Source organism: Aurantibacillus circumpalustris (genome assembly GCF_029625215.1).
GTDB classification, from domain to species: Bacteria; Bacteroidota; Bacteroidia; order B-17B0; family Aurantibacillaceae; genus Aurantibacillus; species Aurantibacillus circumpalustris.
Genome location: NZ_CP121197.1, coordinates 581,075 through 593,597, shown reverse-complemented (window position 1 = coordinate 593,597; position 12,523 = coordinate 581,075). Strand labels below are relative to the sequence as shown.

The window sequence follows — 12,523 nt, the reverse complement described above, 5'->3', positions numbered from 1 at the left end:
AATAATATCTGATTAACTTCTTTCAATTAAATGAGCTGTTTTTAAATAAAATTAATTATGTTTTTTAATGTCAAATAAAAAGGCACTTCCCCCTTCATTCTTTATAATAAGTTTAGATTCTAATTGTTCAACAAGAATAAAAACTAGTTCCATTCCCAATGTTTTACTTTCTTCGTGATCAAAATCTTCTGGTAAACCAATTCCATTGTCGCTTACTTTTATTGTAAAGCTCTCCGCATTTTCAGTTAAGGAAACTGTGATAAGGCCTTTTTTTCCTTGAGGAAAAGCGTGTTTGTAACAGTTGGTGAGAAGTTCATTAATAATTAAGCCAAGTGGAACAGCACCGTCAATTGTAAGACGATTATCGTTGGCAACCAAATCAGTCGCGATTTCAATTTTTGAGGTAGACATACTCGCTTCAATTTGTCTGACCAAAGTTTCTATGTACTCCACTAAATTTATATTGGAGATTGTTGTTTTTTGATACAACATTTGGTGCGTTAACGCAATTGCATTTATTCGTTGTTTTGCCTCAAAGAAAATACTTTCCGTTTTTTCATCATCTATTTTTCCAATTTGTAGATTCAACATACTGGTAATAATTTGTAAATTATTTTTTACCCGATGATGGATTTCTTTAATCAACGCCTCTTTTTCCTTTAACGACTGTTCAATCTGTTTGTTTTGATCTTGAATTTGATTGTTTTTAAAAGAAAGTTGCTTTTCACGACGTTTAAAGCGCCTGTTGTTAATTATAAGAAAAACAATAACAATTAAAAGTAAAAATACCCCTGCAATAAGCGATTTTCGATAAGAACTTTGTCGTGTTTCATTCTCTTCTTTCTTCTTTAAAATACTTTCTTGTTCTGTGTATGCAAGTTCTCTTTGCTCTATATTAAAAGTAAGACCCTGATTGATGGCATCACGTTCTTTTTCTAAATCTAACACACTATCATAAATTCTATAGTAATTGCTATAAGTTGTTGCAGCTTTTTTATAATCATACATAAATTCATAATATTTTGCAAGAAGTGGCAAAAATTTAATTCTTAAATTAGTTTTAGATAATTCATTAGCTAATAAAGTCTCACAAGAATCCAAATAGAGTTTGGAAAGACGTTTTTCTTTAAGGTCTATATAACACTGGGTAATAAGTACGTAGCTATTAAAAGCGCTTTCGAAGTTTTCAGACTTAATGCTGTAGTAGATGTCTTGTTTTAACAAGGGAATTGCTTTTTTGAGAAGCCCTTTATTATAATAACTTTGAGCAAGATTGCCATCTATTAGGCCTTTGTAAAAATCATAATGGGCTTCTTTGCCTGATTCTATCTTTTTATGTTTTAAAATTCGCTTCGCTTTTAAAAAATAAAACTCAGCACTATCTGATTTTTTTTCTTTGTTATAAAAAACACCCATATCGTTGTAAAAATTAACGATCATATCGGTGTCTGATTTATGGGTTAACTTATTAAATTCGCTCCTACGTTGTTCTATAGCCTCATTTGTAAAACCTAACATGTAATAAAGAAAACTTTTATTTAGTCCATAATCAATATTAGCCGTATCACTTTGTCTATGCCAGGTGTTTTCAATGATATGTTGCATTTCAAATGCTCTATTTACATTTTTAATTTTTACAAATACGTTTTTTAGCATGGATAGACAAGTAAGTGTATCGTCAATATTTGTAGCGGTATAACGCAAAGCATTTTCAAGAATAAAAATGGTTTTGCCATAATTTTCGTTGAATAATTCTTTCTTCGCCTCAATCTTATCAAATAAAAATTTGAGATCATTATTACTTTGAGTCGCCTGACGATAAATGTCTTTTTTAATCTTATCTAAAGTATCTTTAATGTACGGGTATACCTCATGCAATTCAGAGTGCGGAATTGCTGCAACCAATCTCACTTTAGTGCGAGGACTGGCTTCAAAAAAATCTTTCTGAAATTTAGCTTTGTTTAATTGCGCCTTAGAATGAAAAATCTGAAGCAAGAAAAACAAGAAAACATATTTTTGTTTTATTTTCATTGGTTTATTTATCCTGCCCAACCATCTCTATCTAAACTCCTATATTGAATGGCTTCTGCAATATGATTAGTTTCTATGTTCTTTGAATTATCAAGATCTGCAATTGTTCGTGCTACCTTTAAAATTCTATCGTAGGCTCTGGCACTCAGTCCTAAGCGCTCCATTGCATTTTTTAATAAAGTATTGCCCGCTTCAGTGAGCTGGCAATATGCTTTAAGATGGCTGGTATGCATTTGTGCATTGCAATGTATTTTTTTTTCTTTTTCATACCGCACGCTTTGCAGCAAGCGGGCTTTAATTACACGAGCTCTAATATCTTTACTTAATTCGGAAGAGTGTTGTTTATTAAGTTCGCTAAACGGAACGGGTGTAACTTCAATGTGAAGATCTATGCGGTCTAATAAAGGACCACTAATTTTATTGAGATATTTTTGTACAATGCCAGGAGCGCAAACACATTCCTTTTCCGGATGATTGTAGTAACCGCAAGGGCAAGGATTCATACTCGCAATGAGCATAAAGCTTGCAGGATATTCAACACTAAATTTAGCACGGCTAATTGTAACTACCCGATCTTCTATGGGTTGACGCATTACTTCTAACACCGTTCTTTTGAATTCAGGTAGTTCGTCTAAAAATAAAACGCCGTTATGCGCTAAACTAATTTCTCCGGGCTGTGGATTATTGCCGCCGCCAACTAAAGCTATATCGCTAATAGTGTGGTGAGGAGTTCTAAATGGGCGTTGAGTGACCAAACCAGCTCCTGTTCTTCCTGTTTTGCCGGCAACACTGTGAATTTTTGTGGTTTCAAGCGCTTCTTCTAAAGTAAGGGGAGGTAGAATGCTTGGTAAGCGTTTACTAAGCATGGTTTTACCAGCGCCGGGAGGGCCAATTAGGATAGCATTGTGGCCACCTGCTGCTGCTATTTCCAAAGCACGTTTAATATTCTCTTGACCTTTTACATCAGAAAAATCAAATTCAATAGACTCAATGTTTTGTAAGAAAGCTTCGTCCAGATTGGTTTCCGCAATAGGAAGATCTTTTTCACCAGTAAAAAAATCAATTACCTGTTTTATATTAGTTGCATAACGAACTTCTAAACCACTTACTACTGCAGCTTCTTGAGCATTGGAGGCGGGAAGAATTATGCCTTTAAAGCCATCCTGACGAGCGTTTATTGCAATTGGCAAAGACCCTTTAATTGACCGTAATTCACCGTCTAGAGCCAATTCACCCATAATAACATAATCACCAGCTTTCTCCATTGGAATTTGTTCGCTGGCAGCAAGTATGCCCATAGCAATTGTAAGGTCATACGCCGACCCTTCCTTGCGTATGTCGGCAGGAGCCATATTTACTGTGATTTGCTTTCCTGGGATTTTATAACCATGTTCTTTTAAAGCCGTGTCGATTCTCTGCTGACTTTCCTTTACCGCATTATCCGGTAATCCTACAAGAAAAAAGTTCACTCCGGTGTTTATATTTACCTCAACAGTAATTTTTGTGGCATTTATACCTTGTACTGCGTATCCAAACGTTTTTACCAACATAAATACAAATTAACCAATTTAAAATGAATTTAATTTCTGAGTTTTTAATTTTTTTTTGTAGGTTTGATTTCTTGCAAAATTAGAGGGTATAACCTTAAGGAGTAAAAACAAAATAAGTGTTTCTTCATTCAATGGATCACTTTTTTAATTTTAATTAAAGAAAACAGAAACAAAAACATGAAAAAATTAATTTTATTAAGCACGTTGTTTTTATCTACCGTTTGCTTTTCTCAACATGAAAAACAAGTAGATTTAAATTGTTACAATAAGTGGGCTGCAAAATTTGAAGACAGAGGTGCAGAGGAAGTAAAAGATGGCGTTTATGATGATGTTATTATAACTAACCGTCAAGGAGCAAAAGCCGTGTGTAACAACGGTAAAGTAGAAGTGAGGAATGGTTTAGTGGCTAAGTTTTACATTTTGTTAAATGATGGTTCACACGAGGAAGTTAAACGCACCTGGAAAAATGATTCTGAGAAAAATGTAACCATAATTAATGGTATTAGTAGAAGTATGGCTTCGGTTCACGGAGAGTTGATAAATATTATTTGGCCAAATATGATAAAAGCTAAGAAAGCAAAACCAACCGTTGCGCCAGATCCAACAGATGACTAGCTAATCACTTAAAAATGAAATGTATGGAGAGTCTTATTGGCTCTTTTTTTTTTGAAAGCGATTAATAAATAAACATAAGAGTAGTATTTTGTGATAAGAATTAAAACAAATATGATTTTTAGCATAATTTAGGCGAAATGACAATCCAATGACATTTAAAATCCCCAGATATACCATCTTTGCGGTATATTAATTGGACGCTTTTAAGGTCATAGCTTTTACACACAAAACCCTCCCAATTGAGCTAATTGGGAAATTACATCTTGATCAAGAAGAACAAACGAATGTGCTTGGAGCACTTAAAATCAATTTCAATTTCGAAGAATTACTTTTTTTAAGTACCTGTAATAGGATTGAATTATTGATAAAATCTTCAGAAGAAGTTACTTGTTTATTAGTGAAAGAGATCGCACTTTTTTTAAACAGCCGATTAAATAATTCAGAAACTACTCTTTTATCTAATGCTGCCGAATTGTATCTGGGAGCAAGTGGAGTGGAACATGTTTTAAAAGTAGCGTCGTCACTCGATTCAATGATAGTGGGTGAACGTGAAATCATTACTCAGGTTAGGAAAGCGTATGATTTTTGCAACTTACTTGGTTTAACAGGAGATTTTATTCGTTTGCTTATTAAACAAACAATCGAAACTGCGAAGGATATTTATACAAATACTGATATCGCAAGAAATCCTGTATCTGTGGCATCTCTGGCGTATAGACAATTAAGACAATTGGGAATTAAAAATGACGCCCGTATTTTGTTTGTTGGAAGCGGGGAGACCAATACGACTTTAGCAAGTTATTTTCAAAAGCATAAATTCGCAAACTTTACTGTGTTTAACCGCACTTTAGAGAACGGAAAAAAATTGGCAAAGTCATTAAATGGAAAAGCTTACGAACTTGCCGTACTTGCTGATTTTAAAGAGGGTTTTGATGTATTGGTTGTCTGCACATCTAGTTCGGAAATAATCATAACGGAAGAAATTTTCGAGTCGTTAAAAGGAAGGGATAACTCTAAAAAGGTAATTATTGATTTGGGTTTACCTTCTAATGTTGCAAAATCAGTTTCAGAAAACTCCCAACTATCATACATAGATATCAATTCATTAAAAGCTCAGGCAGATGCTAATTTACAATTACGTAAAAACGAAATTGTGAAGTGTGAAGAAATGATTAATGTTCGTACGCAACAATTTCATGCGCTTTATGCCGAAAGAAGAATTGAATTGGCCTTTGGCGAGGTTCCAAAGCAAGTTAGAGCCATTAAAGATTTGGCTTTAAACGAGGTTTTTGCCAAAGAGATAAATTCGCTTGACATTCAAAGTAAAGAAGTGCTTGAAAAAGTGCTTTCTTACATGGAAAAAAAATACAATGCCGTTGCAATTAAAACAGCAAAAGAAGTTTTTTTAGCCCCAAAAAATTAGTAACCTTTTAGTCTCCATTTTTTGTGAGAACTAATTTTTTTACAAAAAACCCAGCGTTAGTATAAGCCTTTAAAAAATAAATTCCACTTTCTAGAACCCGCATGTCAACCAGCGTTGTCGTAGTCTTATTTGGTGAAATGTTCATCACTATTTTTCCAGATAAATCTATCAGGTATAGTTTTTGAAGTTCAGTGTTTTTATTTACCCGTATTTCAAAACAATCTTTCACAGGGTTAGGGTATATTAGTAATGAATCATCTGATTTGCTAAACCAAAGTTCATTTGGTAAAGCTTCAACAGGAAATTCGAAAAAAGATAACGCGCCAAGATTAGTGTTATTTTTATTTAAGATCCAAGGCCCTGCATAGATGGTTGGAATAGTTGAAAAAATATCAGGCAAATAAGTTAATGATTTTAATTTCTGGCCACTGGCTATTGTTAAGAAAACATTATTGTTCTCCGCATAGATCGTTTGTACTTTAAGAGTTGTTCCATCTTCTTTATAAAAATAATCTTTAAGATATGCTATTCCTGTTCCTAGAAACGAATATTGTTTAGACTGTTGCACACTTACGTCCATGTTAAAACTTAAACATAATTCATTTTTACCAGAGTAAGAGATTCTATTAATATCAGGACCCATGATGTACTTGTCTTCGACATCAAAATGATAAATATGTTTTAGAACCGCAGGTGAAATATTTTCACCGATTTTGCCATAGCCCTTAAGGGTGTAGTGGCAGCCGTCTTTCGCCCTTTCGTCATCATCGCAACCAACAGTAGGCATTACAATAACATCATTAAATTGTTTAGACAATTTTCGTTGCTGGTCTCTGATGATGCTTACGTTGTCGCCACCGCAACCGGTGTTTATTTGGAAAACAAATATCTTTTCAAGCTGGGGATAATCTAATTTCCATGATTTTCTCAATAGTGCAAATCTTTCGTTATAAGTTAAGGCCATTTCTTTACTAAGCACAGCATCACTCTCGCCCTGATACCACAGTATAGCTTTTACACCTTGTATTGCTTTATTTGCAAAGAGCTTTTTATATAACCCGTCATAAGGATGAAACGTCGCGCTTTGTGAGGTGTCATGCAATTTATTTGGATCAGAGGGGGTTCTGGATGCCAGGTGGTGAGAAAGTTCTGTTGAGCCAATTGCACCATTGAGAATGCATACCGGTATGCCAGTTTGTTTAGTAATGTTGTGCAAAATCCTCATAGGCCAAATGCCAATACAACCGCTTGGGCCTGAAATCCAGAATAAAGTTGACACGTGATGATAAGCAAGATTGTATTCACCATTGAAAAGTGAATCCGCTAGATTACCTATATACATGTTACCAATCGTTCTACAGTATTTGTTGCCATACATACTGTCTTCAGTAAGCGCCTGAGATAAGTCGTTTAAAGCTCCAACTGCGTTTGACTGACCGCTCACAATAAAATAATCGCCACATACAAGTTGGTCCACATCCCCCACAATCATTTCATTATTTGAGAGATTAATGGAATATATTTTGAGACGATAATCTGCAAGTGCTGCTGGAATTTCTACGTTTATAGAAAATGTAACATGAGTTTGAATAGCAATTGTTTTATCATAGATAAGACTTGAGTCGGTATTCCTATATAAACAAAAGCGCATGGATTTAATTGCTAAATCAGGACAAGTGCCGGTTACCAGAAACTCACCCATATTATCAGCGCCTCTCGGTATCATTTGCATCGACTTGGGTATGTCGTTGAAGAATACTTGAGAATGTGCGCTGCTATATAGAAAGCAAAGAAAACAAAAAAGTAATCTAGTTAACGAAGGCATGCGTTTGTGTACTTTGATTGTAAAAACATCCAACCTAAATTAATAAAAAAAGAGATACGAGTCCTAATAATTGCGATTAAACTAATTGAGGAGTAAATACCAAAGTTAAAGCAGAAAGCCAAGGATGCCTCTTAGTCAATGCATAAGTAATACAAATGTTCGAATAAAAAAAGGCTGTCTCACAATGAGACAGCCTTTTAAGCGTGAAAAAAAATATTAAAGTTTATTCTTTAATTATTTTTTCTTAATAACCTTATTTCGCTTCCTTAAATCTCCATAAAATACATGGATGATTTTAGGTCAGAAATATCAAGATTATAAGAAGTGCCAGAAATGTTTTTAGCATAAACAATTTTACCTGTCACATCCATAATTCTAACTCTTATCAATTCGTTTTCATTTTTAGACAGGATGTTGACTTGCCCGTTATTTGGATTTGGAAACAAGTTAATTTGAAATTGTTCTTTGCTTATTTCATTTTTAGCTATAGATGTTGGATCTGAAAAAGAAGTTTTTTGTGAAGGAACTGCTGGATAACCAAAACGCTACCGATCTCGCAGCACCACCAGTGGCTCCTAACATTGGAATATCTGTGTAGTTGCTTGTGCCGTTGAACGAATAAGCACTATTAGCGTTTCCACAGCGGTCTGTAGTGAGGGTTGGAGGATTCAAACTAGTGCCATTGGTGGGTAATGTGTTTGAGCCACTTTGCATGTTCCCGTAAACTCCCATCGCTCAATTAAGCCAGAGGTGGGTATTTGGGCCAGCATTGAACTACTCAATGCAATAAAGCCAATTAAAATTGTTTTTTTCATGTTTTTTTCATTTTTGGGTTTACCTACTCGTATAAAGCTTTTCGGTTTCCCCTTTTTCAAATTGAAATTATTTTTCAATTAAGTATGATCAAAAGTATTTCAGAAGGCAGTGGATAAATTATTATTGGTTTACATCACCGACTTTTTTTTATATCTGGTTTCATCTGTTGAGTAACCTGTAAAAATTAAAAAAGGAGCTAAAAACACCTATTTTTCTGCTTATTTGAGGCGGTTTGCCAAATTGAACTTATATGTGGTTAGGTTTGTTGAGTACATGGCAATTGGATTAAACTTTAATTAATAGATTAATTGGTATACTTGTAAATAAGATTTATGATTAAAAATAAAAATTCAAAAAAGTATTTTGCGTGGTATTTAATTTTTGTATTTCTCATTATGGGTTTTACAAATTTTGCGCAATCTGGTTCAAAACCCGTTGCAAGATTTTTATTTAATGATGGTAAAGATTACGACGAAGTGAGTCTGAAACCAGCAAGACTTGTCGGAGCCTTTCACACAGAAGACCGATTTGGAAACAAAAAAAATGCAGTTAGAGTTCTTGGCGATCCTTATAGCTATATTAATTTGGGGAAAGGCGCTGTTCTTAAACAAAAAGCAGGAACGATTTCACTTTGGGTTTTAATAGAGGATAAGATATGGACTGGACAAGGGATAAGGGTGAATCCCATCCTGCTTACAAAATCACGCAATCAAGATGATTTTTTCGAAGCCTATAGTATATATTATGAACTTGATAACGAAACCTTTAGATCTAATATTTCTCGTGATTCAATTAGACAAGCAGCAACGGCTTCTCTTAGCAAGTGCCAACTAAATTCATGGCGCCACCTGGTTTTAACTTTCGATCGCGATTTTACTTCTTTTTATGTAGACGGTAAGCTTCAGCGGAAGGCGATAAAAAATTTCGAGACAGTTTATTTAGATCAGGACTCGGTTTTACTTGGTTCGATGGGGAATAAAAAAAACGCGCGATTTGCAAAGGCGGTTTTTGACGATATTGAATTTTATGATAGAGTGCTAACAGAAGGCGAAATTCTTAATTTGTTTCATGCACCGAATCCAAATAAGTACAAAATAGTTTTAAATTGGATATTTCTTGCCATAGCTATACTACTTGTTATAGGATGTATTTATTTAATTGTTCGATATCGACTTAGCATAACTTTGAAAAAAGAAAAACAAAGACTTGAGCTCCACAATATAGTTTTGCAAACCGAGCTCCGTGTAAACCGAGCTCTCATGAACCCGCACTTTGTTTTTAATTCTTTAAATGCATTACAAAATTTTATATTAAAAAACGAAAACGTAAAGGCGAATAGTTATTTGGTTAAATTTTCAAAGCTAATGCGGCAAATTATTGAGAGCAACATGTCGGACGCAATTACACTTGAATTTGAAATTCAATTATTAAAAAGTTATTTGGAGATCGAAGATCTTAGGTTCGAAGAAAATATCAAACATGTAATTGAAGTAGAATCATCGCTGGTACCTTCAAGCATTAAAATACCAATTATGATGCTGCAGCCCTTCGTAGAAAATGCGGTATGGCATGGGTTACTCAAAAAAAAGGGTGAAAAACTCCTGAATATTTCATTTTCAATAAAAGATGATATTTATATTCTGTGTGTGATTGAAGATAATGGTCTCGGAAGAAAAAAAACCAATTATTTAGATCTCGAGAAAAACTCTTTAGCTACCGGATTTATCGAACAACGTCTGAGTTTACTTAATCAAATCTATAATTTGAAATGCAATTTGATTATTGAGGACAAGCCAAATAATACAGGTACAATAATTAAGATACTTATCCCAATAATTAAAAATTAGAAATGATCTTACGAGCTATTATTATTGATGACGAGCAAAAGGGAATTGAGACTTTAAGTCTTTTGATCGACATGTATGTTAAGGACGTTAAAGTTGTGGCGAGTTGCACAAGTGCAATAGAATCTATTGAGTTAATAGAAAGTTACAGACCTGAAATTATTTTCCTCGATGTTAATATGCCTGAACTGAATGGATTTGAGTTACTCGAAAAAATAACTTGGAAAGATTTTAACTTAATTTTTGTGACTGCTCACCAGGAGTATGCCTTGAGAGCAATTAAAAATAACGCAATTGATTATTTACTTAAACCAGTTGACTATGATGATTTACAAAATGCTGTAGAAAGGATAAAAATGCAATTGAATACAACGGAGCAACCCAATAAATATAATTATAATGAATTACTAGGGGTAATGAAACAAACCCAAAAACAAACCATTGTGATAAACACCCGTTTTGGCATAGAGTCTATTGATACTGATGATATTTTTGCGTTAGAATCACAATCGAATTATACGAAAATACACCTAGTGGACATGAGAACAGTTGTAAGTAGTAAAACTTTAAAGGACTTTGAAACTCAACTTTGTTTGGCTGAGTCTAATTTTATGAGAGTGCACCATTCTTTTATAATAAATCTAAAAAGGGTTTCAAAATACTTGAAAAATTCTGAAAATATAGTATTGACAAATGATCAACAAATACCACTTTCAAAAAGCAAAAAAGATAATTTCATTCGCTGGTTAAATATCTAAATCTTAAAGGATTTCACCTTTTGATTTTTATAGGGGTAATATTAGAGTTAAAGTTTTAACTTTGCACCGTGGAAAGAAAAATAATTATTGGCACGCGTGGAAGTGACTTAGCCCTTTGGCAGGCTAATTACACAAAAGATCTTTTGGAAGAAAAAGGACATCAAGTAGAATTAAAAATTATACAAACAGATGGTGATCGTACTCAGCAATGGGATACAAGCTTTGATAAACTTGACGGTAAAGGATTTTTTACCAAAGAATTAGAAGAAGCTTTGTTGAATAAAAGCATCGATCTGGCCGTGCATTCTCATAAAGATCTTCCGACAACCAGTCCCGATGGACTTATGGTGGCCGGTGTTTCAAGACGTGAGGATCCTTCAGACACTCTTCTCATAAGTAAAAACGCTGTTGATGAAAAACAAAAATTCGGCTTGAGAAAAAACGCATGTGTTGGAACTTCTTCATCGAGAAGAAAATCTCAACTATTGGCTTTTAGGCCGGATGTGGAACTTAAAGATTTAAGAGGAAATGTACCAACCCGTATTAACAAATTGCGTAAAGGAGATTACGACGCCATCATACTCGCTACGGCCGGCATAGAGCGCCTTGAACTTGATTTAGATGATTTACACGTAGTGAAACTAAACCCGGAAGAGTTTGTACCTGCACCTGCACAAGGCGTATTAGCTTGGCAAACACGTGAAGATGATAACGAACTTCTTGAAGTGATAGATGAAATAAGCGATTTGGATGTACTTATTAAAATTAATATCGAACGTCAGATTCTAAACATGTTTGATGGTGGTTGTCAGTTACCACTGGGTGTGTATTGTGATACAGAGGAAGATGACGAAGACCGTTTGCGCTTTAAGGTATGGATAAGCAAGGCCGATGCCTGGGATAAACAACCGAAGCAATTGTATTTTGACACACTTGATACGGATGGTTTTTCAGACATGATCGTGGATCACATTCACGCCATAAAGCCTAAAAAAATATTTATTACAAAAACATTCAAGGAAGAAGATTATTTATTGAATGCATTAAAGCGTTTAGACTTTGAAGTTGAAGGAAAAAGTTTAATTGAATTCAAACAGATTCGAATAAGAGAATTACCAAAAACGGAGTGGGTGTTTTTTAGTAGTAAACATGCAGTACGTTATTTTTTTAATCAAGATCCGAAATTAGAAAATGTAAAATTTGGTTGTATTGGAACTTCTACGAGTGCGGAGTTGCGCGCGTTCGGAAAACGAGCAGATTTTATAGGGCAGAGTACCGACATAAAATTGGTTGGAAAACAATTTAGCAGTAAAGTGGGTAATTCAAGAGTTTTATTTCCTATTGCACGAGGAAGTATGCAAAGTATTCAATGGCAAATGGTAAAACGCGATAATGTAATTAATTTGGAAGTATACGCTACTTTAAAACATAGTATTGAAATTTCACGGGATCATGAAATAGTTATTTTTACTAGTCCAAGTAACGTGGAGGCGTATTTTGAAAAGAATACAATACACCCTCATCAAAAAATAATAGCTATGGGTGAAAGTACTGGTAAGGCTCTTGTGAAGTTGAAACATAAAAAGTACAGCATGCCAAAAAGTTTTGATGACTTAGGTTTATTTCAGGCTGTTTTAGGAATTGCAAACTATTAAGAAATA

10 protein-coding genes are annotated in these 12,523 nt (G+C 34.2%); 5 read left to right on the top strand and 5 right to left on the bottom strand.

The genetic code is table 11. The features are described from left to right. Positions 1-51: 51 nt before the first annotated feature. Together P2086_RS02385 and P2086_RS02380 are read right to left on the bottom strand one after the other, a co-directional pair. Positions 52-2,031, bottom strand: coding sequence for a tetratricopeptide repeat-containing sensor histidine kinase (locus P2086_RS02385; RefSeq protein ID WP_317898833.1), 1,980 nt, complete (start codon positions 2,029-2,031; stop codon positions 52-54). Between the two features lie 8 nt (positions 2,032-2,039). Then, positions 2,040-3,581, bottom strand: coding sequence for a YifB family Mg chelatase-like AAA ATPase (locus P2086_RS02380; protein ID WP_317898832.1), 1,542 nt, complete (start codon positions 3,579-3,581; stop codon positions 2,040-2,042). Between the two features lie 177 nt (positions 3,582-3,758). Here P2086_RS02380 and P2086_RS02375 point away from each other — a divergent pair, with 177 nt between their 5' ends. Next, positions 3,759-4,196: a hypothetical protein gene (locus P2086_RS02375; protein ID WP_317898831.1), complete on the top strand. Its 438-nt coding sequence runs from the start codon at positions 3,759-3,761 to the stop codon at positions 4,194-4,196. 193 nt (positions 4,197-4,389) lie between these two features. Further along, the gene (gene hemA, locus P2086_RS02370) at positions 4,390-5,619 is read left to right on the top strand and encodes a glutamyl-tRNA reductase (protein ID WP_317898830.1); all 1,230 of its coding nucleotides are present in this window, start codon (positions 4,390-4,392) and stop codon (positions 5,617-5,619) included. A gap of 7 nt (positions 5,620-5,626) precedes the next feature. On the opposite strand, the gene P2086_RS02365 is transcribed toward hemA, so the two are convergent. The 3 genes from P2086_RS02365 to P2086_RS02355 form a co-directional block, all read right to left on the bottom strand. Next, positions 5,627-7,345 carry a T9SS type A sorting domain-containing protein gene (locus tag P2086_RS02365; RefSeq protein ID WP_317898829.1) on the bottom strand — a complete coding sequence of 573 codons (1,719 nt, stop codon included), beginning with the start codon at positions 7,343-7,345 and terminating at the stop codon, positions 5,627-5,629. A gap of 365 nt (positions 7,346-7,710) precedes the next feature. Further along, a complete protein-coding gene (locus tag P2086_RS02360; RefSeq protein WP_396127450.1) occupies positions 7,711-7,833 on the bottom strand; it encodes a T9SS type A sorting domain-containing protein in 123 nt (40 codons plus the stop codon). A 91-nt stretch (positions 7,834-7,924) separates the two neighbouring features. Then, positions 7,925-8,176 (bottom strand): hypothetical protein, encoded by a 252-nt coding sequence (locus P2086_RS02355; protein ID WP_317898827.1) that lies wholly within the window; start codon positions 8,174-8,176, stop codon positions 7,925-7,927. 416 nt (positions 8,177-8,592) lie between these two features. Between P2086_RS02355 and P2086_RS02350 the strand changes: the two genes are divergently transcribed. The 3 genes from P2086_RS02350 (at position 8,593) to hemC (ending at position 12,517) form a co-directional block, all read left to right on the top strand. Further along, the gene (locus P2086_RS02350) at positions 8,593-10,107 is read left to right on the top strand and encodes a histidine kinase (RefSeq protein WP_317898826.1); all 1,515 of its coding nucleotides are present in this window, start codon (positions 8,593-8,595) and stop codon (positions 10,105-10,107) included. 2 nt (positions 10,108-10,109) lie between these two features. Further along, positions 10,110-10,862 (top strand): LytR/AlgR family response regulator transcription factor, encoded by a 753-nt coding sequence (locus tag P2086_RS02345; protein ID WP_317898825.1) that lies wholly within the window; start codon positions 10,110-10,112, stop codon positions 10,860-10,862. A gap of 68 nt (positions 10,863-10,930) precedes the next feature. Continuing rightward, on the top strand, positions 10,931-12,517 hold the full coding sequence (hemC, locus tag P2086_RS02340) for a hydroxymethylbilane synthase (protein WP_317898824.1): 1,587 nt from the start codon (positions 10,931-10,933) through the stop codon (positions 12,515-12,517). The last annotated feature ends 6 nt before the right edge of the window (positions 12,518-12,523 follow it).